The 24123-nt window shown below is 69.6% G+C and carries 22 protein-coding genes and 2 pseudogenes; 11 read left to right on the forward strand and 13 right to left on the reverse strand.

Features of this window, described 5'->3' with window-relative positions; translation table 11 throughout:
- Positions 1 to 23: 23 nt before the first annotated feature.
- Positions 24 to 212, reverse strand: a complete 189-nt coding sequence (locus ABT129_RS03590) for a hypothetical protein (RefSeq protein ID WP_351896052.1) — start codon at positions 210 to 212, stop codon at positions 24 to 26.
- Between the two features lie 220 nt (positions 213 to 432).
- Here ABT129_RS03590 and ABT129_RS03595 point away from each other — a divergent pair, with 220 nt between their 5' ends.
- Positions 433 to 1161 carry a hypothetical protein gene (locus ABT129_RS03595; protein WP_351896054.1) on the forward strand — a complete coding sequence of 243 codons (729 nt, stop codon included), beginning with the start codon at positions 433 to 435 and terminating at the stop codon, positions 1159 to 1161.
- 144 nt (positions 1162 to 1305) lie between these two features.
- Positions 1306 to 1914, forward strand: a complete 609-nt coding sequence (locus ABT129_RS03600; RefSeq protein ID WP_351896056.1) for a class I SAM-dependent methyltransferase — start codon at positions 1306 to 1308, stop codon at positions 1912 to 1914.
- 42 nt (positions 1915 to 1956) lie between these two features.
- On the opposite strand, the gene ABT129_RS03605 is transcribed toward ABT129_RS03600, so the two are convergent.
- Entirely contained in the window at positions 1957 to 3243 is a 1287-nt protein-coding gene (locus ABT129_RS03605) for a glycosyltransferase (protein ID WP_351896058.1), read from the reverse strand.
- Between the two features lie 15 nt (positions 3244 to 3258).
- Complete coding sequence (locus ABT129_RS03610; protein ID WP_351896060.1) at positions 3259 to 4980, reverse strand: hypothetical protein; 1722 nt, start codon at positions 4978 to 4980, stop codon at positions 3259 to 3261.
- 206 nt (positions 4981 to 5186) lie between these two features.
- On the opposite strand from ABT129_RS03610, the gene ABT129_RS03615 reads away from it, so the two are divergent.
- Together ABT129_RS03615 and ABT129_RS03620 are read left to right on the forward strand one after the other, a co-directional pair.
- Complete coding sequence (locus tag ABT129_RS03615) at positions 5187 to 6134, forward strand: diacylglycerol/lipid kinase family protein (protein WP_351896062.1); 948 nt, start codon at positions 5187 to 5189, stop codon at positions 6132 to 6134.
- Positions 6131 to 6730 carry a lysophospholipid acyltransferase family protein gene (locus ABT129_RS03620; protein ID WP_351896063.1) on the forward strand — a complete coding sequence of 200 codons (600 nt, stop codon included), beginning with the start codon at positions 6131 to 6133 and terminating at the stop codon, positions 6728 to 6730. Before ABT129_RS03615 ends, ABT129_RS03620 begins: the two co-directional genes overlap by 4 nt.
- 211 nt (positions 6731 to 6941) lie before the next feature.
- Here the strand turns inward: ABT129_RS03620 and ABT129_RS03625 are convergent, their stop codons facing one another.
- Together ABT129_RS03625 and ABT129_RS03630 are read right to left on the reverse strand one after the other, a co-directional pair.
- Positions 6942 to 8450: a hypothetical protein gene (locus ABT129_RS03625; protein WP_351896066.1), complete on the reverse strand. Its 1509-nt coding sequence runs from the start codon at positions 8448 to 8450 to the stop codon at positions 6942 to 6944.
- A gap of 472 nt (positions 8451 to 8922) precedes the next feature.
- Complete coding sequence (locus ABT129_RS03630; protein WP_351896068.1) at positions 8923 to 10248, reverse strand: MFS transporter; 1326 nt, start codon at positions 10246 to 10248, stop codon at positions 8923 to 8925.
- Between the two features lie 38 nt (positions 10249 to 10286).
- On the opposite strand from ABT129_RS03630, the gene ABT129_RS03635 reads away from it, so the two are divergent.
- Both ABT129_RS03635 and ABT129_RS03640 read left to right on the forward strand, forming a co-directional pair.
- The gene (locus tag ABT129_RS03635; protein ID WP_351896070.1) at positions 10287 to 10889 is read left to right on the forward strand and encodes a CGNR zinc finger domain-containing protein; all 603 of its coding nucleotides are present in this window, start codon (positions 10287 to 10289) and stop codon (positions 10887 to 10889) included.
- A gap of 553 nt (positions 10890 to 11442) precedes the next feature.
- Positions 11443 to 11778 (forward strand): SCO4225 family membrane protein, encoded by a 336-nt coding sequence (locus tag ABT129_RS03640; protein ID WP_351896072.1) that lies wholly within the window; start codon positions 11443 to 11445, stop codon positions 11776 to 11778.
- Between the two features lie 156 nt (positions 11779 to 11934).
- On the opposite strand, the pseudogene ABT129_RS03645 reads toward ABT129_RS03640, so the two are convergent.
- The 3 genes and pseudogenes from ABT129_RS03645 to ABT129_RS03655 all read right to left on the reverse strand — a co-directional run.
- A pseudogene (locus tag ABT129_RS03645) lies at positions 11935 to 12789 on the reverse strand (IS5 family transposase); the annotation flags it as partial.
- 53 nt (positions 12790 to 12842) lie between these two features.
- Complete coding sequence (locus ABT129_RS03650) at positions 12843 to 13238, reverse strand: hypothetical protein (RefSeq protein WP_351896074.1); 396 nt, start codon at positions 13236 to 13238, stop codon at positions 12843 to 12845.
- Between the two features lie 149 nt (positions 13239 to 13387).
- Complete coding sequence (locus ABT129_RS03655; protein WP_351896076.1) at positions 13388 to 13816, reverse strand: VOC family protein; 429 nt, start codon at positions 13814 to 13816, stop codon at positions 13388 to 13390.
- A 605-nt stretch (positions 13817 to 14421) separates the two neighbouring features.
- Between ABT129_RS03655 and ABT129_RS03660 the strand changes: the two genes are divergently transcribed.
- On the forward strand, positions 14422 to 14610 hold the full coding sequence (locus ABT129_RS03660) for a hypothetical protein (RefSeq protein ID WP_351896078.1): 189 nt from the start codon (positions 14422 to 14424) through the stop codon (positions 14608 to 14610).
- A 1511-nt stretch (positions 14611 to 16121) separates the two neighbouring features.
- On the opposite strand, the gene ABT129_RS03665 is transcribed toward ABT129_RS03660, so the two are convergent.
- Positions 16122 to 17240 carry a MerR family transcriptional regulator gene (locus ABT129_RS03665; protein ID WP_502981641.1) on the reverse strand — a complete coding sequence of 373 codons (1119 nt, stop codon included), beginning with the start codon at positions 17238 to 17240 and terminating at the stop codon, positions 16122 to 16124.
- Positions 17241 to 17692: 452 nt separating this feature from the next.
- On the opposite strand from ABT129_RS03665, the gene ABT129_RS03670 reads away from it, so the two are divergent.
- Both ABT129_RS03670 and ABT129_RS03675 read left to right on the forward strand, forming a co-directional pair.
- Positions 17693 to 18154, forward strand: coding sequence for a DUF2199 domain-containing protein (locus ABT129_RS03670; RefSeq protein WP_351896505.1), 462 nt, complete (start codon positions 17693 to 17695; stop codon positions 18152 to 18154).
- On the forward strand, positions 18154 to 18825 hold the full coding sequence (locus ABT129_RS03675) for a hypothetical protein (protein ID WP_351896080.1): 672 nt from the start codon (positions 18154 to 18156) through the stop codon (positions 18823 to 18825). Before ABT129_RS03670 ends, ABT129_RS03675 begins: the two co-directional genes overlap by 1 nt.
- A gap of 405 nt (positions 18826 to 19230) precedes the next feature.
- On the opposite strand, the pseudogene ABT129_RS03680 reads toward ABT129_RS03675, so the two are convergent.
- A pseudogene (locus tag ABT129_RS03680) lies at positions 19231 to 20015 on the reverse strand (transposase).
- Between the two features lie 73 nt (positions 20016 to 20088).
- Between ABT129_RS03680 and ABT129_RS03685 the strand changes: the two are divergent.
- Positions 20089 to 20472 carry a hypothetical protein gene (locus tag ABT129_RS03685; RefSeq protein ID WP_351896082.1) on the forward strand — a complete coding sequence of 128 codons (384 nt, stop codon included), beginning with the start codon at positions 20089 to 20091 and terminating at the stop codon, positions 20470 to 20472.
- Positions 20473 to 20674: 202 nt separating this feature from the next.
- Here ABT129_RS03685 and ABT129_RS03690 read toward each other — a convergent pair whose 3' ends face one another.
- A complete protein-coding gene (locus ABT129_RS03690) occupies positions 20675 to 21145 on the reverse strand; it encodes an SUKH-3 domain-containing protein (RefSeq protein ID WP_351896085.1) in 471 nt (156 codons plus the stop codon).
- A gap of 390 nt (positions 21146 to 21535) precedes the next feature.
- Between ABT129_RS03690 and ABT129_RS03695 the strand changes: the two genes are divergently transcribed.
- Positions 21536 to 21961: a PIN domain-containing protein gene (locus tag ABT129_RS03695; protein ID WP_351896087.1), complete on the forward strand. Its 426-nt coding sequence runs from the start codon at positions 21536 to 21538 to the stop codon at positions 21959 to 21961.
- A 170-nt stretch (positions 21962 to 22131) separates the two neighbouring features.
- Here ABT129_RS03695 and ABT129_RS03700 read toward each other — a convergent pair whose 3' ends face one another.
- Together ABT129_RS03700 and ABT129_RS03705 are read right to left on the reverse strand one after the other, a co-directional pair.
- On the reverse strand, positions 22132 to 23223 hold the full coding sequence (locus ABT129_RS03700) for a sensor histidine kinase (protein WP_351896089.1): 1092 nt from the start codon (positions 23221 to 23223) through the stop codon (positions 22132 to 22134).
- Positions 23216 to 24061, reverse strand: a complete 846-nt coding sequence (locus ABT129_RS03705) for a response regulator transcription factor (RefSeq protein WP_351896091.1) — start codon at positions 24059 to 24061, stop codon at positions 23216 to 23218. The genes ABT129_RS03700 and ABT129_RS03705 overlap by 8 nt, the downstream gene beginning before the upstream one ends.
- Positions 24062 to 24123: the final 62 nt, after the last annotated feature.

Genomic DNA, 24123 nt, shown 5'->3' on the forward strand with positions numbered 1-24123 from the left:
CGCGGAGCGATGGGGCGCCGTCCTCACTCGATGATCGTGCCGAAGAGGGCCACCGCGCCTCCGGCGGCGACACCCGCGGCGATGAGGGCATCGGGGACGCGGTGCGTGCTCAGGTAGGTCAGGCCTCCGGCCACCGCGGCGACCAGAAGGCTGAGCACGAAGACCAGGGCGGCGCGGAGGGTGAGGAGAGCTCGGTTGCTCGGGCCGGTCATGGTGACGGTGTCCTTTCGGTTCGGCCGGAGCGGACGGATCCGGCGGAGCACGGGGCTTCGCCGGCCGTACGCGGATCGGCGCGGTGCGGTCTGGAGCCAGACTGGCCTTGGGCGTTCGCAAAACAGAGGGGTGGATTCTGCGAACGCCGCCCGCCCGGTTCTCCCGCGCCCGGCTCCGCCCGAGGCCTCGCCCGCTACAGTGCGGAGGGGGGTGGTCGGCATGCGGGTCGCCGTGGTGGATGAGCGCGAGGACGTCCTGGAGGGCCGCCTCGGCTGGCTGCGGACGGCCGGACACACCGCCGTGGGCTACAGCTTCGAGGCGGCGTTCGAGGAGACGGACTGGCACCGGTTCGACACCGTCGTACTGGACGGCCGGGACGACCGGGAGCATCCGGCCCTGATGGGCAGCGGCGAACTGCCCGACCGCTTCCTCGGTCCCAGGGTCGCCCAGCACATCCGCGAACTGGCGGGCAGGGAGCGGCCCGTGATCATCCTCGTGAGCTCGTACGCGCGCACGCACCCCGAGCTCTCCCTGCGGTGTCAGGAGGCCAGGGTCGACTACGCCTTCGACTACCTCGACGTGCCGTCCGCGGCGCGCTTCGTCCGTGCGGTGGAGTCGCCACGGGACATGGGCCCCCGGAAGCCGGTCGACTGGCGGACCGTCGGGTTCGTCGGTCCGCCGCGGATCGGGGACGCGCTCGCCGCGGCCGAGGACAGCAGGGCAACCCGTCCGCTGGTGTCGGACGGCGCGTCGGCCGAAGGCGTGTCGGCCTACGAACGCCGACGGCTCCGCGAGACGCTGGGCGGCCTCCTGCCCGTGGCGCTGTTCCGCACGGGCGAGCGGCGGCGGCTCGCGCACGGGAAGGAACTGCGGCCTCTCATGCGGCGCTTGCTCGGACTGAGAGCGGCGGACGATCCCTACGTCGACCGTGGGGACGCCGGTCGCTGACCCGCCCGGACGCCCGAGAACGGGGCGCGAGGCTCGTGTTCCGCGCGTCCCGTCGGCAACGCCGTTGTAGCGGAGCACCGTTGGCGTGTTCGGGCCGCCGAGGCGGCATTGCCGTCGTCGCGGCGGCGGCGTCATAGTGGCCCCATGGGTTTCCTCGGCTGGGTGGGACGTGCCTTCTCGCGGGTCTACTGGCGGGAGGAACCGCTCGTCGCCCGGATCCGGCCGCACCTGCCGGCGGGGGGCAGCGTTCTCGACGTCGGGGCAGGTGGATGCCGGATCGCCGAGCTCCTCGGTGCCGACGGGCGGCTCTCGGTGACCGCGGTCGATGTCGTCGACCACAACGTCACCGACGTTCCCCTGCTGCTCTGCGACGGGGACACCCTGCCCTTCCCCGACAAGTCGTTCGACGCGGCGCTGCTCGTGTTCGTACTGCACCACGCGGAGCGTCCCGAGGCTCTCGTGCGCGAGGTCGTGCGGGTGACCCGGTCGACGGTGGTGGTGATCGAGGACGCCCCCGAAACCCTTGCGCAACGGCTGTGGTGGAGGGGGTGGGACTACCTGCTGAACCACGCCGCGCATGACGACATCGGGGTCGCGCACCGCGCACGGAACGTCGCGCAATGGGTGGCCTTCCTCCGGTCCTGCGGAGCCGCCCCCGTCTCGGCCCGGCGATTCAGGGCCCTCTATCCGGTACTGCGCTCCTACCCGCACGTCGTACTGCCCGTCCCCGTCGGCGCGGCGACGCGCGGGTGACGTGGACGACGGCCTGCCGTACCGCCGCCCTCCCGTCCGGGTTCAGAGCAGCCCGGCGGTTCGCATGACGCGTACCGCCTCCTCGGTGCCACGCTCCCCCGCGGCTTCCCCGGCGGTCAGGAGCGCGCGCCTCCGGTACTCCCCCGCCTCGGGCCCGCGCGTCATCGCCGTCATCATCTCCGCGAGCCGGGCGCTGTCGAGTCTCCGTCTCGGCACGGGGGTGGGTCCGACGCCGAGCAGCGCGAGTCGGCGCGCGTAGTAGTGCTGGTCGAACTGGTGCGGTACGGCGGTGGAGGGGACGCCTGAGCCCAGAGCGGTCGTCGTGGTGCCGGCCGCACCGTGGTGGACGACTCCGGCGGTACGGGGCAGCAGCCACGCGTGCGGTGCGTCGTCCACCACGTAGACCGTGTCACCGACACGGCCCGGCGCCGTGCCGGAGCCGCGTGGCACGGAGGTGATCAGACGGACGCCCGCGGTCGCGGCGGCGTCGACGCACAGCGGCACGTCCGAGGCCAGTCCGACGCTGCCGAAGCTCGCGAAGACGGGGGCGGGGCCCTCGTCGAGGAACGCCGCGAGGCCGTCAGGCACCTCCCGGCCGCTCGGTGCGGGCACCTGCCACGGTCCGGTCAGCCGTACCCCGGGGCCCCAGTCCGTCGCTTCGGGGACGAGGAGGGCACTCGCGGCGAGGAGGACGGGAACGTCCGGGGGAACGAGGAGGGACCGTTCGGCGCGGTGTCGGGGCAGGCCCAGTTCGCGCCGCGCGACGGCGCCGCCGGGTCTGGACCACCACACGCCCGCCGACCACGTGAGGGTTCCGCCGGCGCGGTTGAGGACGCTGGTACGGAAGGGCCTGACCGCTTCGACGAGGCTCGGCCCTTCACGCGTGGGCAGGCACGGGGCGAACAGCGCCACGGCGAGACGGCATCCGAGTGCCGCGCGGAGCGCAAGCGCCGTGTCGAGGGTGAGGATTCCGCTGATGACCGTGTCCGTGGGGCGGACCAGGCGCGTGACCGATCGCGCGACCTCGGTCGCGATGCCCCGTAACCACAGGCGCACGCCCCCCACGGCCACGAGCGGGCTGCGGTGCGCGTGGGTCATCGCCCAGCCCACCGGGCGGGACACCCTCCCCTCCCGAGGGAGGCTCGCGCGCATGGACGCGAAGTCGATGCCCGCGCGGCCGACGAGGTCACGGAAGTCGTCCAGCGCGTGGATCACCACGTCGTGGCCTTCCCGACGCAGCGTCCCGGCGAGGGCGACGCACGGCTCGACGTCCCCCCTGGATCCGAGGGCGAGAATGACGACGCGGCCCTTCGGTGAACTGCGGCCCATCGGTGAACTCCTGACCTAGGTGGCGTGCACCACGCCCTGATGGCGCAGGGCGTCGAGCGAGGACCGCGCCTCGGCGAGCGATCGCGCGGGGACCTCCACGTCGTGCTCGCCCTCCGCGCTGTCCACCACGTGTGCGGCGTGGGCGATCTGACGCCTCAGCAGGTCGATCTCCTCGTCGAAGCAACGGCGCCTGATGTCATCCGCGGTGGCCTGGAGGCTTCCCACCCACTGGTCGTGGAGGCGCAGGCCCAGGTCCCGGTTCCTGTTGTCGAAGGCCAGGACCGCCATGACGACGCTGGCGGGGATGACCAGCGTGCCGATGACCGACCGGAGGGGCGGCGCGCCGTACGGATTCATCTCCACGGCGACGAACGTCCAGACCAGGCAGAAGGCGACGGTGCCGAGGCGCAGACGCGATGGCAGGTCGGGCCAGATGATGCCCACCATGTAGAGCGTGGCCGTGAGCCCGACGATCGCGGGAACGATGATCCGCCCGTCCGCCAGCCTCCATTGGACGGGGAGTACGGCCGTCATCGCGAGGACCAGGAGGGCCGGGAGCAGTGTCGTGAGCCAGAGCAGGCGGATCCCCGCCCTGAGGTCCTTCTCCCGTCGGTGCTTCCTCCGTCTCTCGGCCGCGAGCCCCAGCGCCGCGGTGGCCGCCATGGTGAGGAGGACCGGGGCGAGCGGGAGGTCCGCGTAGATCGGGTTGACGAGGGCGAGCAGGGAGCCCGAACCGAAGATCACGGCGGCGGGTACCAGGGCCAGCCTGCGTCCCTTCGCCGGTGGTACGTGCAGGATGCGGCCGCCGACGGAGAGCTGGGCCTCGCCGGTGACGGGGTCGCTGGCGAGGACCTCCGCCCGGTGGCGCCCCGTCAGGTCCAGAGCGGTGAGCTGGGTCGTCAAGGCGTCGGCCTGGGCGGGGGTCAGCACTTGGAGGCGTTGTTCCCTGTCCATCGTGAAGTGCAGGTGTTCCGCGACGGCGGGCCGTCCGAGACGTTGCGCCGCCGCCGTCTCCAGGAGGATGTCGGCGAGGTACCTCGCCTGCTCCCGTGTCCTGTCGGAGAGGTGCTGCTGTTCGCCTCGGAACTCGTGATGGGCGCGACGTGCCGTGTCACCCACGGTCGCCTCGAGTTGGTACCACGTCCGGTTGAGCGCCTCCGCCACGGCACCACCCCGGCCGAGGAGCAGTTCGTTGCGCGTCTGCAGGGCGACCATGTTGCGGAAGGCCTCGCGCTCCGTCAGGAACCTTCTCTGGTGCTGCCGTCCGGCGAGTTCGGTCACGGCGAAGGCGACGGCCCCGATGACGAGCATCCACCCGCCGTAGAAGAGGAGTTCGAACACGAACGGGTCGGCGCCGGCCATGACCCGGGTGAGGAACATGACGCCGTCCACCGTGGCGACGTACAGCGCGCCGAGCAGCAGACCCCGGACGGCGATGAGCTCGATGGCGGTCGGGACCAGGAAGATGAGCACACCGGAGTACGGCCACGTCGGTGGCACGGCAAGTGCTCCCAGGCAGGCGTAGACCAGGTCGAGCGAAACCCGAGCCTTCATGAGGTCGCGCCCCGACCGGTGCAGTCGCAGGGCGATGACCGCGTCGGTCGCAGCGGCGAGGAGCGTGATAGCGAGGACGAGCGGGCGATCCTTGACCCAGCCCTCCGCGGAGACGATGTTGAAGACGTAGAGGGGTGCCCGCAGGCTGACGAAGAGGCCGGCCCGCGCGCTGGAGAACGTCATGCGCCCCAGGTGGTCCCTCGCCAGCTCCGTCATCGCCGCCCGTCGAGCACGCGCGGGCGGGGCTCCGTTGCCCCGGCCGCATGGGCGACCCATCATGTCCCACCGGGAACGCCCAAGGACAGTGGTATACGGATTTGGGGCCATCATTCAGAGGATTATTGGCTTTCACCCCGCAAACAGCCTTCGTGCCGCCGTACGCTGCCACGATGTCCGCTCTCGTCGTAGTGAACCCCCACGCAACGGGCGTCGACCGCGCCCGGCGCGACTGGCTCCTCGACGCGCTGCGCGGCGTCACACGGACCGAGGTGGCGCAGACCACCGGCCGCGGCCATGCCGTCGCGCTCGCCAGGGACGCGATGCGGGGGCGGACCGTGGACGTGGTGGTCGCACTGGGCGGCGACGGCACCGTCAACGAGGTCGCGAACGGCCTTCTCTCCGACGGGACCCACGACGGGGTCCCGGCCCTGGGCGTGGTCCCGGGCGGTGCGACCAACGTCTTCGCCCGCTCCCTCGGGCTCCCGAGGGACTTCCGGGCCGCGGCCCACGTCCTGCGGTGCCATGTGCGCACCGCCCGGTACAGGACGATCGGCGTCGGCAGGGTCGACGAGCGGTACTTCCTCTTCGCCGCGGGGGTCGGCCTGGACGCCGCGATCGTCGCGGACGTCGAGGAACAACGCCTGCGGGGGCGCAGGTCGAGCCTCTCGCGCACCGCGGGTACGGCGGTGCGCCACCTCCTCGTTCCCTCGCGGGCCGAACTGCGCCTGGAACGAACGGGGTTCAGAGCGCGCGACGGCATACGGTGGCTGGTCGTCGCGAACAGCGATCCCTGGACCTACATGGGCCACCGGCCGCTGCGCGCCACCCCACGCGCCTCCTTCGACACACGGCTCGACCTCTACGCCCGACGCACGACGCATCCCGTCGCCCTGATCCGCTCGGCCGTCCGCATGGCCGGCCGGACACCGCACGAGCCCCGTGCCGGTGAGCTGGTCGCCCATGACGTCGACCGGTTCACCGTCCACTCCGACCGGCCCGTGCCCGTACACGTCGACGGCGATCCGCTCGGGCACCACGGCCACCTGCGGTTCGCGTCCGTTCCACGCGCCCTGCGCGTCCTCGCCCCGCCGCCCCTCGCCCAGGAGGAACCCGCATGACGTTCTCGTACCGTCTCGCACTGACCGCGGCCCGGGTCGTGGTGGAAGGGCGCGCACCGCTGAGTGTCGACGGGGCGGACCACATACCGCGCACCGGTCCCACCCTGATCGTCGCCAACCACGACACGCCCCTGGACGCCCTTGTCGTCGGCGTCGCGGCACGCCGACACCGGCAGGTCCGCTTCCTGGCCAAGCGATCCCTGTGGGAACGACGGCCCCTCGGTGCCGTGCTCGACAGGCTCCAGCAGATCCCCATCGAACGGGGAGGGGAGAGCGGCGGCCTGGACGCGGCGGTGGAGGCACTCCGGTCCGGTGCGTGCGTCTGCGTGTTCCCCGAGGGCACGCTGTCACGCGGGCGGACCCTGCGCGTCCGCAGCGGTGCCGCCCGCCTGCTCACGGCGGTCCCCGACACCAGACTCATCGGGTGCGCCGTCACGGGTGCCGGGGCGCTCGCGTCACTGCGGAACCGACCACGGGTGCGGGTGGTCTTCCTCCCCCACACCCGCGAACCCCAGCCGGTCGACTACGACGTCAGCGTCGCATCGGTCCAGCGCTCGATGCACACGATTCGTACGATCGCGCCGCCTACGACGTAAGGACTCCGGCGAGGGCGACCGGACCCATGAGCTCGTCGACGCCGAGGAGCTTCAGGTCGAGGTCGCGGGCCTAGGCCCGGGCCCGTACCGGTCGGTCTTCGTCAGCCCTCGCCGGTCCTCGCAGGTCCGCGGCAGCCCTGGCCAGCCCGCGCCTGTACTCGTCGGTCCGCGACAGCCCTCGTCGGTCCTCGTCGGTCCTGGTCGGTCCTCGTCAGTCCTGGGCGGGCCGGAGGAAGTCGGCGCCGATGGACCGGGCCGTCTCCTCGATCGCGTCCTGGTTCCCGTCCTGCGCCGTGAACAGGACCATGCCGATGCTGCCCTTGTCAGCCCAGGCACACATCGCCCGGGGGGTGCCGGTGGCCGCCTCGGTGTACCGGAAACACCGCATCCAGGCGCCGTACGGACCGGCGGCGGCGCGCCAGGTGTCGTGGACGGTGCCGGCCGCCGTCATGTTCATGGGGATGGCATCACCTTCTCCCTGCACGTAGGACTCCCGCATCTCGTGGAAGTCTCCCGTCGTGACGGCCACCAGGTACTCCGCGGCGGCGTCGGGAGCGGCGTCCTCGGCCACGTAGATCTTGGCCGTCGACGCTTCCCGATCGTTGTCGGGCACGGCACCGAACGGGTCGTACTCCTCTTGGAGGTCGAAGCCCTTGAGGCCCCGGAAGGTGTCGTGGGCGACGATGTCGTAGCGGGGGTACGCGACGGAGGAGGCGTACGCCGCGACGCCGACGGCCAGCAGCAGAGCGAATCCGAACCCGGCGAAGGCGTACTCACGCCGGGTGGCGCGTGGCACGGGCGGCAGCTCCGGCACCCCGGACCCGTCTCCCCCATCAGCCGCTTCACCCTCCTGCCCGGGTTCGGCCGAAGCCGCGGCCATCCGCTCGGCAGCCCGTTCGCGGGCGGCTCGCAGCTGCTTGCGGAGGGCGAGGAAGGGCAACCCCATCAGCAGCCCCAACCCCACGGTCAGGCCGTACGGCACCGACGGCAGGACCGTGAGTCGCACGACCACCAGCAGAGCGACCACCGCACCGACGGCGCCCCGGAATTCGAGACCCCGGCGCAGCAGGAAGCGCCACCATGTCCGGCCCGGGGCGGCGAAGGCGGCCGTCGTCTCGGCGAGGACGGCGAGCCGCAGATCGTGCGGGGCAGCGGCCGCCCACTGGGCGGCCTGGGCGGCGGCGGCCTCGGGTGTCGGCGCTTCGGCGAAGGCACGGCCGGCGTCGAACGACTGCACCCGGCGCGCCGAGGCCGCGTCCTTGGCGCCGACGGAGACGGAGCTGCCCGCGCCCTCGGCGCGCCGCAGCTCCGCGGAGTCAGGAGCGACCTCCCGCAGGCGGGCGAGGAGGTCAGCACCGCGGGCGTGCCGCCCCGGCCGGTCCAGCGCGTCGGTGCGGGCGCAGAGTTCCGCGTACCCGGCGAGCAGAGCGATGTCGTCCGGGAAGGCGTCGAGGCCCTCGCGGAACACCCGCTCGGCGGCGTCGTCGTGGTCGTCGTCGTCCTCGGCCAGGTGGGCGCGGGCGAGCGCGAGGAAGAGGCCCACGTCGGGCCCACCGGCGTCGAGCGCGCCGCGCGCAGCGGCCCGCGCCTCAGCCGGACGGCCGGCGGCGACCAGCACGTCGACCTGACCGCACACGTCATCACGTACGGCATCGTGCTCGTTGTCGAGTATGTCGTCACGTACATCGTCATGCTCGTTGTCGAGTACGTCGTCTCGCACGTCATCATGCTCGTTGTCGCGTACGCCGAATCGCACTTCGCCACTGTTGTCGTTCAAGAGTCCCCACCCCTGGTACAGCAGGCCGGACGAACACGGCCGCAACCGCAACTATCACCTCTACCGGAATCCTGGTCAACCAGAAATCTGACCCTCTGACCTGCCCTTTCACTCCACAACGGGGAACAATCGGATGCACTTCGGGCACCGTCTCCGGATGCCGGGGCGCGAACGCCGGACCGGACCGCATCGAGGCCGGTTGGCATCAAGGCCGGACTCTGTCAGGGGGCCGGATGTCCACGAGAGGTGCCCTCAACGCCACCACGCCCCAGCACTGGGCGGACGAACTCGTCACCGTTCTCCATCGCCGCACCAGGACCCCTGGCCGCCTGGTGACCGCTCCTGACGAGGTACAGGCCGCGAGGGAAGGCCAATCGGGCCGCTGTCAGCAGGTCCGCCCGATCGCCGGTCCCCATCAGCACGACATCGCGCGATCCTCGGACGAGTCGACGGTTGCCGACGGGATCGCGAAGAAGGCCAGTGCCGCAACGGCCGCCGCAGTTGCCGCGAGCACGAGAGAACCCTGAAGGGACCAGGCCGCGACTGGCCCGGCCAGCGCCGCGCCCACGGCGAAGCCGGTGATCTTCAGACTGGCTCCGGTGGTGAAGATCTGGCCCCGCAGACGTTCCGGGGCCTCCCGATGACGGACGGCGAACAGGGCGGTGAGCTGGGGCCCTTCACCGAGGCCGACCATGAACACAGCCACGATGAGCACGGCTGGATGGCCCGACGTCGCCAAGGCCAACGCGACGGCCTGGACGACGGCACTGGCCCAGATGATCGTGTCGGGGGCCACCGAACGCGGGAACCGGGCCAGTACGGCGTTGGCCACCAGGGCGGCGACGGCCGCACAGGAGAGCAGCACCGCGCCACGGCCCGCGCCACCCAAGACGCGCTCGCCCAGGAGTGGGACGCACACCATCAGCATGCCCTGGGCGACGCAGGAGACAACCGAGGTGAGGGTCGCTCGGGCCAAGGACGGCCTTCCGGCGATGACTCGCAGGCCGGCGGCAAGGTCGCTGATGACCGAGGCCGTCCGAGTGCCACGCCCTCGCCCCTCCGCCCCGGCTCGGCGCGCACAAACTCGACCCACGCTCCGTCGCCCCGCGCTCCCTCGGCCCGCACTCCCACGGCCCGCACTCCCACGGCCCGAGCCGGCTCGGCGCTTACCGGCTCGGCGCGCACGGGCAGGCAGCATCCAGGCCGCGGGCAGCGCGAAGGCAATGAGCGCCGCGGAGACCACCCCGGCCGTCGGGGCTCCCCAGGCCTCTGCCACACCGCCCGCGAGGGCAGGGCCCGCCAGACTTGCCGCACTGAACGTCATGGCATCGAGCGCGTTCGCCCGGGACAGGCGATCATCGGGCACGACACGGGGCAGTTGGGCCGACCACCCTCCCGACAGCGCCGGCCCCAGCAGCCCGGCCAGAAACGCGATGAGGATCGTGACGGCAAACGGGAACCGGTCGATTCCCACGAGGATCGACCCCAGCCCGGCCGCGTACAGGAGAAGAGCCCCGGCCAGCAGGCGTCCCGGCCACACCGCCCGGTCGAGGAGGGCGCCGATCACCGGTCCTCCCACCGCCGCCGAGATCGTTGCCGCCGCGAGCAGCGACGCCGCGTCGACGGTCGACCCGGTCAGGGCGAATCCCGTCAGCATCAGAGCCGGTCCCGACATCTCGTCCCCGGCGCGAGCCGCCATGGCCCCGGCCAGATGACAATGGATCAAGTAACGCTTCCTCATCAGCAAGACGTTACGGAAGTAACTCAAAACTCAGCAAGATGCGTTACATTGCGCGAGTGACCTCCACCTCCACCAACGCCGACTGGTCCACCCGGCACTCGGTACTGACCACGGCTCAGCGGACCGCCGCCCTGCTCAACGCTCTCGCCGGGGATGCCCCCGACCCGGCCGAAGTCACCGATGTCCTCAGGGCATACGGCGAGGCGGACCCCATCGAGCTCACGACCAGCGATGTGGCCGGGATGCGCGCCGCAGCCGCGCTGCTGCGGCAGGTCTTCGCCGCCGAGCACACCGACGATGCCGCGGCCACCCTCAACCGCCTCCTGCGGGAACACACCGGGCCGCTCCGCCTCACCTCACACGACGGCAGCGCCCCCTGGCATCCTCACCTCGACCAGGACGACGACGCCCCCTGGGACGAGTGGCTCCTCGCCTCGTCCTGCATGGCCCTGACCGTCCTCCTCTGGGACCACCAACGCCCGCCCGGCAGAATCTGCGCCTCCCCCAGCTGCCAGAACGTCTTCATCACTCAAGGCAGCGGTCCGGAACGCCGCTACTGCTCCCGCCGATGCGCCACCCGCGAACGAGTCGCAGCCCACCGACGCTCACACGCCACCGAGCAACGTCGCGAGGCCGAGTAGAACGCGCCAACCAGCCGACGCGACGCCCACAGGCTCGATGAGAACGACTCACCTGCGCTGCCTCGGCTGCAACAGTTCAGCAGGCACTGCTCGGCGTCAGGGTGCTTACACCTCAAGCACCCTGACGCCATCTCACATGATCTGCGAGCATACGCTCGGCATCGACTAGGACCTGTCCGGGCGATCTTTGAGGTAGTGGCCCCCAACAGTCGTGGACCGTTTTCGCAGATCTCGCCGCGTGAGGTAGAGGGGCGGCATGGACACCGCCGTACTTCAGCAGCTGCTGGATGCGACCTTTCGATCACGCTGTCGTGCACAAGCCCTTCCACGCGAGCCCGCAGGGGCTGTGCGCGACCGACGCCGACCGGTACGCACTCCGACCACCGTCGCCATCCTCGCGGCGGCTGCCGCTGCCGTGATCCGCTACGTGGCCTGCAACGCGCAAGTCCCCACGACGGTTTGAGTAGCACTACTCAGGCGTCAGGGGCCGGCCCGCCGCACGATGGAACCCTCGTCGACACGGCGGGACGGATCCGTTCAGGAGGAATCGATCATGCGAGACAGTCGCCCCCGCGCACTCGTCCGGCTCACGTTCGCCAACCCCGCCTCGCTGGTCTACCTCGGCCTGGTGGCCGCGGCAGCGCTCCCCATGGTGTTCGCCTCGGCGACTGCGGACAGCAGCTTCGCGGCTGTCTGGATGCTCCTGATCACTGCGCCCACCAGCATGCTCCTGCTCCTCCCCGACTTCGCGGACGGCGACTCGGGCCTGGCGACCGGGTACTTCCTCGCGGCGCTGACCCTCTCCGCGCTGCTCCACTCCTTCCTCCTCGGTCTCGCATACCGGGGACTCCGGGGAAAGCCGACACAGCAGGCCTGCACCACCAGGTGAAGACCCTCCCTCGACTCCACAAAGCGCCCTACCTGTCCACCCACCGAGAGCACTGGCCACATCCTCGGCATCACTCACATCGCCCCGCCCCTTGCCCGCAGGACGACTAGGACTCGTCCGGCCGATCATGGTTATGGGCAGTCGGCATGATGCCCCAGTGAGCATCATCGTGAAGTTCAGGCGGTTGATCGCCCGCTCGACCGTGTTGCGCTTCGGGTAGCGGATCTCGTCGAAGCCGGGCGGCCGACCGCCACGTAAGCCCTTGCGTACGCGGGCCGCCTGACTATCAATCCTCTCCGGGATGGTGTGGCTGATTCCCCGTCGTCGCAGGTACTCGCAGATGGGGCCGTTGCTGTAAGCCTTGTCGGCCGCGAGGCTGGCAGGCTTCTTGCGTGGCCGACCCGGGCAAGGTCTGGGCACTCGGATCTTCTCAAGGACCGGCTTGAACTGAGTACAATCCGCCCGCTGACCTGGAGTGACGATCAGGGACAGCGGGCGGCAGCGGCCGTCCGCGCTCAGGTGGAGCTTGCTGGTGAACCCTCCACGTGAGCGGCCCAGGCCCTCGCTTCCAGCACCACCTCCACCACCAGGTGGGCGAAGAGAATCTGCCACGCCGTATCGGCCTGGTGTTCCATTTCTTCGGCCCCCTTTGGTTCCGGGCCGGAGGCGAATCGGTACGGGCGCCGGCCGCGTGTTGATGCGCGCGGACGATGGTGGAGTCGACCGAGATGTCCCAGTTGATCTCGCCTGCGGCGTCGGCCGCGGCCTGGACCTGCTGGAGCAAGGTTCCCAGCCTCCGTCGGCCGACCACAGGCGGTGGCGTTCATAGACGGTCTTCCACGGCCCGAACAGTTCGGGCAGATCACGCCACTGCACCCCGGTCAGCACTCGGTGCAGAATCCCGTCGATCACCTGCCGGCGATCCCGCCACCTGCCACCACGCCCGCTGCTGACCGGAAGGAACGGCCGCAGCCGCTCCCACTCGGCAACCGTCATATCACCCCGCCCCATGTCCATGTGAACGATCAGCAGCAAGGGCCAGGGCGTGCCCCATCGAGTCGGTCCTAGTCTCCTGAGAATCCGAAGATTCCCAGGTGAGTCGGCCTATCGCCGGAGTAGAGGACGATGTAGAAACCGGTCCACCGCATCTGACACTCGCCGAGCAGGCTTCGCTCGTGCTCCTCATGGCCCGCAGCCTCGTTGGCAGCAGCAGTGAGTTCCTCGTACTGCTCGACCGACGGGCAATCTGTGCCGAAGTGGTGCCTCACACGGTTGAGGGCCAGAGGGCGCAGGGTGCCGTAGTCAGCGATAGCGGAACGTGCCGGCGGGTCATCCGTGGCGACAACCTTGTCGATGTCAAGGATCGTATGGGTGCCCTCGGTCCCCATGAACTCCTCGTCCTCAGAGAGGTCCTCCAGGCTTCGGTATCGGTCATCGTCGCCGTACTCCTCCTGGAACACGCTGGCCTGCAATGTCGCCAAGGCCGCCTCGACATCCCCGTTGTACCCGGTGACCTAGTCCCATCCGCTGGCGCCCATCGAGCTGTTTGACGTCCCGGACGGAGGTGCCCAGGCGGTCGACCGCATCACGAAGATCGGCTGGACAGTTCCTAGTCGATGCAGAACTCGTTGCCCTCGATGTCCAACATCGGAATGCACGAGTCGTTGCCGTCATAGAGCGTTCGCACGTGTACGGCGCCGAGCGGGACCAGTCGTGCGCGTTCGGCCTCAAGCGCGGCGAGGCGCTCCTCACCCTTGAGCCCGGTGCCGACCCGTACATCAAGATGCAGCCGGTTCTTGGCGGCCTTCCCCTCTGGGACGCGCTGGAAGTACAGTCGCGGACCCACGCCTGAGGGGTCAGTGCAGGCGAACCACGAATCCCGCTGCTCGGGTGCCTGCGAACGCTTGTAGTCGTCCCAGGTTGCAAATCCCTCTGGCGGAGCCGGTACGACGTACCCCAACACCTCGCACCAGAATCGAGCGAGGCGCTCGGGTTCAGCACAGTCGAAGGTGACTTGGAACTTCTTGATCGACGTCATCGGTCCACCCTAGGGGCGCTCGCCAAACCCCTGAGATCCCGGGGCCTCCACGCAGCCCGCCCCCGTCCAATACCCCCAATCCAACCGCCCAGTAGCGCCCGAAGCCCTCTCGCGGCGATCAGCTGAGACAGCCGTGGCGCGCTCGAACTCTCTCCGAGCGGACCAGCATGGGACGGGACAACAAGGCGCCCGCCCGTCCGCATTCCGGTCAGGGGAAGCAGCCGGGCGGGCTCTGTGAACCACGCGCTACCGGCCACAGCGGACCGCCATCCACACCTGACCGCCTCCGCCCCAGGACACCCACGAGACGTCAGGCGATCCAGGGGTGGGGCCAATACACATCGTCGAAAACACACGGCGCTCTCGCCGGACGGCAAGGTCGCGCTCATCGCGCACGAGTGGGCCTGCCGCCTCAGCGGCCGTCTCAGGGTCCGTCGCCCGCCCTGCGGCACGGCGCCCGGGAAGTGATCAACGGCATCTCGCGCCAAGCCTCCGTATGGGCGCAGGCGGCCGGCATCGGTCCCGTCTCGAACCACCTCGGGCCGTCGGAGGGCTTGACGCCGGCCTCGTAACGCAGTGCCATGAACACAGAGGGAGGGGGCGGGATGAGCGACGAGGAACGCGACACCGAGAGCGAGCGCGGCGTTCCCCCACGGCGCCCGAGCATCACGGACTTCCCGGGCACTGTCTGGACGGTGCTGCTCGCGCTGCTCGTGCTGGGGCTGTTCCTGTACGGCCTCACACGGGGCGAGGGGGGCGGAGGACACCCCGACGGGTACACCGGCTGGCATTGAGCGGATCAGGGCGGGCCGCGCCGGGCCGACCGGAGACAGCGGGCACCCACACCGCGCCTCGCTGACCCGCGACCCCGCTCGGACTCGGGAGGACCAGCGGCTACTGGTCTCCTGGAAGGACGCGATTCGCTCCAACCTGGTCAAGCCCGCCTGCACCGCAGGACACCCGGACAGGATGTCCAGACATCTGGGCGAACACCCTGTCCTCGCGAGTCAGCAGTGCCGGACACATCTCCCAGAGCCGCGCCCCGGACCCCGTGTCCGGAGGTCGCGAACAGGGTGTCCGGCAGCAGCGTGCCCCGCCCGGGTTCCACCGCCGGACGGGGCACGCAAGGGTCCGAGTAGCACAGCACGGACAGAATGAAGCTAGCGCGCGGGTCTGACAGGACGCCGGCGGACGGCTGAGGTTGCGGCCCGGATCGAGCGTGACTGGTGGCTGGCCGAACTCTCAAGCTCCTCGTGCACCCGGTCGGCCCGGATGCCCTCGGTCACGTGGACTCCGTGACGGCCCGGATCGGTGACGACGCCTACAACCACACCCCGTTCCAGCAACGCCTCGGGTACAGCCACCCGTACAGCCCCACCCCGGAACAGATCGCCGCACACATCTGGGAGCCCTTCCGCCTCCGGCCTCGAATCGACCACGCAGACGACGACGGCCCAGAGCTTGAGTCAGCCGACCTAGGCCTAGGCCGCGACCGGCCTCTCACGCCGGATCCTCCTCACGTGCCGTCGTGGCGAAAAGACGTGCAAGATCGCCGTCACCAACCCGAACTGGCGGGCAACAGACCCGCCTGCCGCCTAGTCCGGCCCCGCTGTCCGGTCGCGTGTCCGCGGACGCGGAGTAGGGCCCCGCGCTCGCCTTCCTCCCGCTCGTGAGGCGGTTGTCGGTACCAACCACGGCCCGGAAGTGCAGCCTCCCCCAGGACGGTACAGACACGGACCGCCGGCCCCTGGAGTCGTAGGGGTGGGCGGTCCCATCCTCGCGGGGCAGGACCTGGAGGTACTCGTAGCCATCAAAGCGGTCGGGTCAGCCGCTGGAAGAGCGGGTGCTTCCAGTCCTCCAGCGGCAACCATCGCCTCGATAGCTCGCGGATCGGGGGCGTCCTTGGTCCGGCCGTGCTCCAGCGCGACAAGTTCGATCGGTCCAAGGCCCTACCTGGGCCGCATTTCCCAGTGCCACGTCTTCTCCTGACCGATGAGCAGGGGCGGCGGTACGGCGGGCCCGTCGTGGCTGTGGACGACGAAGAGGTCATCCGGGCCGAACCACGAACCCATCGTCGACAGTCAGTAGAAGTGGACGCCGCCCCCGTTCAGCGGCATCGGGGCGGGACTCCGGCGCGGGAGGACCGGGAATGCACCGCCCCACTTCCTCGCCATACGGACCCCCAGGGAAGGCAGCGCGCATCCAGCCGCTCGGCGTTCTACCAGTCATGTCGAGAAGGTCATCCATCGCACGCCCCTCGCGCATCCTGGAGTTCGCCCTCCACGATCTGATCGGCCGGACAGGCCTAGGTCGCAACGAGCAGGCGGAGGCCGAGATCGGCTGCGCCGAGATCGGTGAGATCGCGGTTGCGCTCGGCCCAACGCCCGGACTGGAGGTCGTCGTTGAGGCTGCGTACCGCACGCCGCTCGGCCTCGGGCCCCACCCTCGTCCACACCGACATCGCACGGCGCACGTGATCGTCCAGATACGCCCCCGGTCGCCGCCAGTAGGCCTCGAACAGGCCATCAGCGCAGTCCCACGGGATGGGCACCGGCTCGACGCGGGCGTCGATCGCGTCGGCCATTCCAGCCAACGAGGGAAACCCCGCGAGGACCCCTGCGAACTCGGGCAGGTAGTCGCGGGTGAGCCAGAACCGGTCCTGCCATCCGGATTCGTCGGTGTCGAACGTGAGCACCACCACGCGGCGGGCCACCCGCCGCATCTCACGCAGCCCCGCTATCGGGTCGCCCCAGTGGTGAACCGTGGAGACAGCCATCGCGACATCGAACGAGTGGTCCTCGAACGGCAGGTCTTCCGCAGCGGCGGCCACGCACGGCGCCGAGTCCGCGGGCCGCTGTGCACGCATGACCGCCGACGGCTCCACTGCCGTCACCTCACGATCCGCGGGCTCGTAGGAGCCGGTTCCGGCTCCTACGTTCAGCACCGTCTCCGCGTCCCCGAGCGCGTCCCAGATCTGCGCGGCGATCCGCGGCTCGGTACGACGTGTCGCGGTGTAGGCACCGCCGATCGCGTCGTACAACCGTGCACCGAGCATCTCCAGTTGTTCCTCCGGTGTCACCTTCAGCCCCTTCGAACGTGCCTCGAGTTCCCTGTCGATGGAGGCCACCATGGCGTCGGCGCGAGCACGCCGTTCCAGAAGCAGACCACGCAGCCGACGCAGGTGTGCGATCGCGTCGGTGGACGGGTCACCGACCAGTTCCGCGACCTCCCGCAGCCCGAAGCCCAACCGCCGATAGACAAGTACCTCCCGCAGCCGCTCCACGTCCTCAGCCGAGTAGGCCCGGTACCCGGCTGCGGTCCGCGCCGACGGCTGCACGAGCCGGATCTCGTCATAGTGATGCAGCGTGCGAACGCTCACGCCGGCCAGATCGGCCACGCGTCCCACGGTCCAGTGATCCTCCATGGCCCCGACTATGCAGCCTCACGCCACGTGAGGGTCAAGAGCTCACCCTCCACCGTCGCGCCGTACGGGCTGTAGAGGGTGGCTTGACCGGGCTCTCCTCGAAACGCCCCAAGACGCTTCGTCCGAAGTCACATGCGGGGATCCCCAACGCTGGAGCACCTCCGTGCTGCGTGCTCACGTATCACTGCGACGGCCTGAATGTTGCAACCGGCAGCGGTAAGACGATCCGCCCCGCCGGTCAACCGCCAAGAGGCGTCTCCGCACCGGGAGACCGGGCGCTGGATAGTGGCACGAGACCCAGAGGGGTGCGAGCGACGCGGCACCATTGTAGGTGACCCGCTTCGCTCCCCGATGGAGTGGTGTGACGGAGTCTGTCAGTAGGCTCCCCCACCATGACCAGCGATCTCGGGTTCACCTGCTCGTGCTGCGGAGCCCACCACTCTGAGCTGCCGATGAACTACACAGCCCACGCCCCGGCCGTCTGGGAGCCGGAGTTCGCGGAGGCCGACAACTGCCTGCTCTCGTCGGACCAGTGCGTCGTCCATGCGCAGCACTACTTCGTCAAAGGCCTCATCGAGATACCCGTCATCGGCAGCGACGAGGTGTTCTCCTGGGGTGTCTGGGTCTCGCTCAGCCGGGACAACTTCTCCCGGACTGCGGATCTGTGGGACAGGCCCGGCCGTGAGGCTGAGGACCCGTACTTCGGCTGGCTCACCACGGATCTGCCGGTCTACCCGACCGCGACCCTCAACCTCAGGACCCACGTCCACACTCGTCCGATCGGTGAGCGCCCCTACGTCGAGCTCGAGCCCACCGACCATCCCCTGGCCGTCGAACAGCGCACGGGGATCACCCTGGACCGCGTGCGGGAGATCGCGACGGCAGTGTTCCACTCCAGCAGCAAGGAGCGGTGATGACCGACACTTCAGACGTGGCCGCGTCGCCGATCCCGATCGTGCCGGCGGGGCTGAGTCGCAGGGCCCGGACGTTCGTCGAGGCGCATGGCATCCGCGTCCCCCGGCGGGATCTGCGGCAGCACCGTGACATGTGGATCGAGCACGGAATCCCCGCTGCGGAGATCGGGCGAGCCCTGGCCTTCCAGGACCGCTGGGGCGGACTCGCCCTGCCGCCGGCCCCGTTCTACGAGGGCGGTCCGCGCATCCTCGACGCCGACTGTCCCGAGGGCTCGGCCGCGGAGGGTTGGTCGTTCCCGGCCGGGAACTGCCGGTTCTCCATGGCCTACGGATTCATGATCGGAGCAGACGGCACGTTCGGAATCGACGGCTACCACTGGACGCCCTTGCACGCCAGTACGGACGGATGGGTGGAGTCCCTGGCGCTGGCCGACCATGCGGGAAGGGCGGCCAAGACCATCACGAAGCTCACAGGCAAGGCCGTCGACTCCCTCGACCTCGACGGGTACGAGCGGGTACCTGAAGTGCAGGGCCTGACCGACACCTGGTGGCGGGGCAAGGACTCTCTGATCGCCCTCTACCGCGGCGAGGCCGTCGGTCTTGACGCCCCTCAGTGCCTCCAAGGCCACGTGTACGGCGGCCTTGACGAGTGGGGCCTCCACGGCGGCTGAGTGGGTATCGGCGGTGAGCCCCACCCGGACACTACCAGCGGCGCAAAGACCCCGGTCCGCAACGAGTGGACCAGCCGCCCGCCCGTGACAGTCGCTCGCCACTTGCCCGCACTACGACAAGCCTCTCGCCTTCGAAAGCGATTCGATCACCAGTGTCCAGGAAGAGCGGGCTCGCCAGCTCGAAGGCGTACCCGTCGTCAGTCTCGAGGTCCTTCACCAGCACCAACGACGAGGTCGGCGTGGATCCGTCAGCTACCAGGTGCATGCCGAGATGGTCCCACGCGGCCTGAGATCACCTCGACCCCATCCAGCGGCTGACCCACCGCCCAAACCTTAAAGATCAAGCTAAGGCTTGTCTGTAAATGATCTCAATGATCTTCGAGTCGACTGAGGCATGCTCGACCATCATGCGAGCTGCTCACCTGTCCCGGCGAGAGTAGGGCTGTACATCGAGGCCATGCCGAGCGTGGCGTGGTGAACTCTGTCGCCTTGAGACGGCAGTCGCGGAGGATCTTCCAGGTCTTCACGCCGGCGAAGACGTGCTCGACGCGGGCCCGGACCTGCTTGTGGGACTTGGTGTGCTTCTCATTCCGGTCCGGGAGTTCGGTCCGGACGCGCTTGCGGCGGTACGGGATGACAAGTCCGGTGCCTGGGTAGCCGCCATCGACGACCGAAAGCGTCATGCCACAGCGGCCTTGGCGCCGGATTCCTCCCATGCCTTGCAGTCGTTGCGGTTCCCGGCGAGCGGCCGGCCGACCACGATGACCAGACGGCTGTCGGCGTCGATGAGGACCTGGTGGTTGGTGGAGTACCGGTAGTTCTTTGACCGCTCCGCGATGGTGTGGTCTCGGGTGGGGACCAGAGTGCCGTCCACGATGAGCGCGGTGTTCTTGGCGTCCCGCTTGCGGGGCTGGAGGCCGAGCAGGTGCCCGAGATGGTCGATGATGCGGTGCGTCGCCGACTTGGACACACCGCTTCAAGGGCAAGCTGGACCATGGTCAGGTTCGTGCGGCAGTGGGACTCGAACAGCAGTGCCTGGTCCTCCAGCGGGAGACTCTATGGCCGGCCTTGCGGACCGCGTCCACACCCTGGCGCCGCAGATCGTCATCGGACTGCCCGAAGACGCGAGGGCTCGTCCCGGGGAGCGGAGCTATCCAGGACGGCGTCGGCGCCGCGACCACACCAGCCACGCGGCGATCATTTCAGTTGCCGATGAAGTGCGTTCTGGCCGATCCTGTCGACTTCGCAAGCGAGGAGGACCACGTGGGCTTGACTCTGTTCCCGGGAGACGGAGAGATCAGCAGCCCGGACGTCTCATGGTCCTGCATCAGCTTCAACGCATTCCGGGAACGTCTCGCACAGGTCGAGGGGTTCAGCCTCCCGGAGATGTGGGGCTTTGGCGGCGACCGGCCGTGGAGCGACATCTCCACCACCCTGGAGCCGCTCCTCGATCACCCGGATGTCGGTGGTGACAATCTCTCTACTGCCGACTGCGCTGCGATGTTGCCTCGCCTTCAGGCAATCATCGACGAATGGCAGGAGGAGCCCGATCAACCACTTCTCCAGCAGCACATCCAGGACGCCCGACAACTGACAGTAGTCCTACGTTTCTGCGTAGACGAGAGCGTCGAACTCATCTTCCTCTGACCTCGAGGAGTGCCCAGTCAGCACACCTCACCCCGACCGCAGTTACGGGACAGCCCGACGCGCGGCCCCGAGACACGTCGATGCCTTGACGAAGAACTCCTCAGGGCAAGGTGCAGACAGCATTGGCCGAGTGCCGGTCAGGTTGGATCGGCTGGTGACCAGGTGCCCCCACAAGGAAAAGATGGCTCTTTCCGGCACGGCGCTATACAAAGTAGTCGCGCGCTTCCTGCTGGGGGCCGCGCAGTAGACAGCTGACGGCCTCGTGGGTGTTCGTTCCCAGGAAGTAGGGGCCGGTGTGGTGCAGGAGGAAGAAGCGGCCGGTCTCGTCGACGAGGATCATCGCGCCGTCGGACGTTTCGTATCCGACGGGAAACAACTTCCCTCCCAGGTTTCGGGCGAGTTCGGCGACGTCCTCGCTGCTCTCCTCGTAGATCCAGTGAGGGGTGAATCCGATGGCGAACGGCGGGGTCCCCGGAATCTCCAGACGAATCCCACCGAATTCCCGGACGAAGTCCTGCGCGGCTCGGAACGGTTCGACCGGGTGGCCCTCCTCGGTGAAGCGGTCGGTCACGAACCTCAGGAACTCGGGCAGCTGGTCACCGATGTCACGGCCCCGGGACCAGCCGGCGTCGGTGAGAACGGCTTCGACCGCTTCCGTTGTCATTCTCGCCATGTGCGAGCCTTCTCTCAGTGGTGCGCGGTGAGGTGACGCCGGCGAGGGGCAGCTCGCACTGGACCTGCATTCGCCGTACCCGAGGGCCAGAGACTCATCGTGCCACTCCATGTCATCCTCAAGCCGTTCCAAGTCCTGCTCCATAGCCGGGCGGGAGCATCGACACAGCGCCGGTAGCGGCACTGACGGCTCGGCGGTCCGCTCCTGGCGTCGTCTGCGACGGTGACGTCCTCGTAGGCGAGCAACTCCAGCCGCCCACAATCATCGAGGTGGCGTTTCACCGGCCTGGCGGGAAGCGGGCGGGCCTGGGCCCGGGTCTTCGGTACCCGCCGACCACAGCCCGCCGGCGTCTGGGCGGGCTGCCGGACGCAGTGCTGAGATCCTGGTGCCATGAACTCTGCGGATCCCCCTGTTCGCCCCTCGCCGACGGACCCGTCCCCTCGTCCCTTGCTCGTGGTGGACGGTGCCAATGTCGTGGGATCGGTGCCGGACGGCTGGTGGCGCGACCGGCGAGGGGCGGCCGAGCGGTTGCGTGATCGGCTCGCCGCGACCGGCGGGCCTGCCGATGGCCCGTACCCAGGCCCGTACGAGATCGTCCTGGTCGTGGAGGGCCGCGCCCGGGGTGTCGCCTCCGTGCCCGGTGTTCGGGTCGAGGAGGCCCCTGGCAGCGGTGATGATCTGATCGCCGAGCTGGCTCTGGAGGCGCGCGGCCGGCCGTGCCTGGTGGTCACGGCCGACCGGGAGCTGCGTCGGAGGGTGGAAGAGGTGGGCGCCCGCTGTGTGGGGCCACGGAGTCTCGTCTCCGACGGGGCCTGAAGAACGGAGGCGCGCGGTCTCGGGTCGGACATGGCCGGCGGGGTGGGTGCGCTGCGGCGGGTCGATCCCCGCTGAGCGGGTGAGGGGTGGGCCGGCGGGTTTCCGGGCGCGGGCCTCGATCGGTGCAGGCCTGGGTGGGGGCCGGAGTGTTCCACGCTCTCGTTGCCGGGTCAGTTCACTCGCGGCGGCATGAGGGGAAACCGGACCGTGGCGAGGAGGCCGCCGTCGTTGCGCGGGACGAGGTCGAGGGTTCCGTCGTGGGCGCGGACGATGCTGTGCACGATGGCCAGGCCGAGGCCGACGCCGGCATGTTCGTCGGTGCGCACGCGTTCCGTTCCGCGCTGGAAGGGCTCGGTGAGGGTCGGTACGAGTTCCGGTGGGAGCGGGCGGCCGGTGTTCTCCACCCTCAGCACGCTCGAGTCGCCCTGGATCTCGGTGTGGATCGTCACGGTGCCGCCGGTGGGGAGGTTGTGGACGACGGCGTTCTGGACGAGGTTCGTCACCATCCGCAGCAGGAGCTCCATGGAGCCGCTGGTACGGGCCTCTCCCCCGGTGACGTCGAGCGTGATCGTGCGTTGCTCGGCCACGGGCAGCAGTGTCTCGGCGGCTTCCTCGGCGATGAGGGAGAGGTCGACGCTCTCGCGGGTGAAGTTTCCGCTGTCGCCGCGGCTAAGGAGCAGGAGGGCTTCGGTGAGGTCGATCGCCCGCGTGTTGACAGCCTGCAGGCGTTCGATGAGTTCGCCCCGGTCCCGTGTGGGGTCCTTGCGGGCGACGTCGAGGAGCGTCCGCGAGATCGCCAGCGGGGTGCGCAGTTCGTGGGAGGCGTTCGCGGCGAACCGCTGCTGCTCGACGACGTGGGATTCGAGTTGGTCGAGCATCGAGTCGAAGGTGTCGGAGAGCTCCCGGAATTCGTCCTGGCGGCCTTTCATGCGGATCCGGTGGGACAACGAACCGGTTCCGGCCGTCCGCGCCGCGGTCCTGATCTGGTGGAGCGGTGCAAGCATCCGACCCGCCAGGATCCATCCCCCGACGAGGCCGAACACCAGCAGGGAGACCATCGCGACGGCTGCGGCGGGGGCGAAGGTGCGCACGAGGAGGTAGCGGTTGGGTGCGACCCCGAGGAGGCCCTGGGAGTTGTCGGGGACGTAGCGCAGCAGGAACACCCACACCACGGCCAGCAGGAGAGCCCCGGCGACCCCGAGGAACCCGGCGTAGCTGAGGGTGAGTTTCAGGCGGACGCTGAAGCCTGGGCGCCTACGCATCCGTACGTCCGGGGCGGGTGGGGCCGGGGCGGGTGGTGTGGGGACGAACGGAGCGGGCGCCCGTGGTGCCGGGGCGGTCGGAGGGGGGCGCGTCGATGCCGGAACCATGGGTGGGGGAAGCCGTGGGGCCGGATGCCGTGGGGTCGGATGCGGTGGGGTCGGATGCGGTGGGGTCGGGGCCGGTGCCGATCCGGTAGCCGACTCCCGGCACCGTAGCGATGATCCACGGTTCTCCGAGGCGCTTGCGCAGCGCGGAGACAGTGATGCGGACGGCGTTGGTGAGGGGGTCGGCGTTCTCGTCCCAGGCACGTTCCAGCAGCTCTTCGGCGCTGACGACCCCGCCCTCGGCGGCGACGAGGACTTCCAGCACGGCGAACTGTTTACGGGTGAGCGCGACGTAGCGTCCCTCGCGGAAGACCTCCCGGCGGAAGGGATCGACCCGCAGGCCCGCGATCTCGCGGACCGGGGGCCGGGCGTGCGCGCGTCTACGGTCGAGGGCCCTCAGCCGCAGAACGAGCTCCCGCAGCTCGAACGGTTTCGTGAGGTAGTCGTCGGCTCCGAGCCCGAACCCGGAGGCCTTGTCGTCGATCCGGTCCGCGGCGGTGAGCATGAGGATCGGGATGCCGCTGCCGGAGGCGACGATGCGCCGGGCGACCTCGTCCCCGGAGGGGCCGGGGATGTCGCGGTCGAGGACGGCGAGGTCGTAGGAGTGGATGCTGAGCAGTTCCAGGGCGGATTCGCCGTCACCGGCGACGTCGGCGGCGATCGCCTCCAGCCGCAGACCGTCACGGACGGCCTCGGCAAGGTACGGCTCGTCCTCCACGATCAGTACGCGCATGGCTGAAGCCTAAGCAGGACCGCATATCTCCGACGTATGCAAAGGCGCGCGCACCGGAGCCC

It is taken from the genome of Streptomyces sp. NPDC002057 (assembly GCF_040296665.1).
In the GTDB taxonomy this organism is placed as follows: domain Bacteria; phylum Actinomycetota; class Actinomycetes; order Streptomycetales; family Streptomycetaceae; genus Streptomyces.

Bases quoted from the DNA above. Each gene is read 5' to 3' on its own strand.
- ABT129_RS03590 (WP_351896052.1), bottom strand. From the start codon at position 212: ATGACCGGCCCGAGCAACCGAGCTCTCCTCACCCTCCGCGCCGCCCTG.
- ABT129_RS03595 (WP_351896054.1), top strand. From the start codon at position 433: ATGCGGGTCGCCGTGGTGGATGAGCGCGAGGACGTCCTGGAGGGCCGC.
- ABT129_RS03600 (WP_351896056.1), top strand. From the start codon at position 1,306: ATGGGTTTCCTCGGCTGGGTGGGACGTGCCTTCTCGCGGGTCTACTGG.
- ABT129_RS03605 (WP_351896058.1), bottom strand. From the start codon at position 3,243: ATGGGCCGCAGTTCACCGAAGGGCCGCGTCGTCATTCTCGCCCTCGGA.
- ABT129_RS03610 (WP_351896060.1), bottom strand. From the start codon at position 4,980: ATGACGTTCTCCAGCGCGCGGGCCGGCCTCTTCGTCAGCCTGCGGGCA.
- ABT129_RS03615 (WP_351896062.1), top strand. From the start codon at position 5,187: ATGTCCGCTCTCGTCGTAGTGAACCCCCACGCAACGGGCGTCGACCGC.
- ABT129_RS03620 (WP_351896063.1), top strand. From the start codon at position 6,131: ATGACGTTCTCGTACCGTCTCGCACTGACCGCGGCCCGGGTCGTGGTG.
- ABT129_RS03630 (WP_351896068.1), bottom strand. From the start codon at position 10,248: ATGAGGAAGCGTTACTTGATCCATTGTCATCTGGCCGGGGCCATGGCG.
- ABT129_RS03635 (WP_351896070.1), top strand. From the start codon at position 10,287: ATGCGTTACATTGCGCGAGTGACCTCCACCTCCACCAACGCCGACTGG.
- ABT129_RS03640 (WP_351896072.1), top strand. From the start codon at position 11,443: ATGCGAGACAGTCGCCCCCGCGCACTCGTCCGGCTCACGTTCGCCAAC.
- ABT129_RS03655 (WP_351896076.1), bottom strand. From the start codon at position 13,816: ATGACGTCGATCAAGAAGTTCCAAGTCACCTTCGACTGTGCTGAACCC.
- ABT129_RS03660 (WP_351896078.1), top strand. From the start codon at position 14,422: ATGAGCGACGAGGAACGCGACACCGAGAGCGAGCGCGGCGTTCCCCCA.
- ABT129_RS03665 (WP_502981641.1), bottom strand. From the start codon at position 17,240: ATGGAGGATCACTGGACCGTGGGACGCGTGGCCGATCTGGCCGGCGTG.
- ABT129_RS03670 (WP_351896505.1), top strand. From the start codon at position 17,693: ATGAACTACACAGCCCACGCCCCGGCCGTCTGGGAGCCGGAGTTCGCG.
- ABT129_RS03675 (WP_351896080.1), top strand. From the start codon at position 18,154: ATGACCGACACTTCAGACGTGGCCGCGTCGCCGATCCCGATCGTGCCG.
- ABT129_RS03690 (WP_351896085.1), bottom strand. From the start codon at position 21,145: ATGGCGAGAATGACAACGGAAGCGGTCGAAGCCGTTCTCACCGACGCC.
- ABT129_RS03695 (WP_351896087.1), top strand. From the start codon at position 21,536: ATGAACTCTGCGGATCCCCCTGTTCGCCCCTCGCCGACGGACCCGTCC.
- ABT129_RS03700 (WP_351896089.1), bottom strand. From the start codon at position 23,223: ATGCGTAGGCGCCCAGGCTTCAGCGTCCGCCTGAAACTCACCCTCAGC.
- ABT129_RS03705 (WP_351896091.1), bottom strand. From the start codon at position 24,061: ATGCGCGTACTGATCGTGGAGGACGAGCCGTACCTTGCCGAGGCCGTC.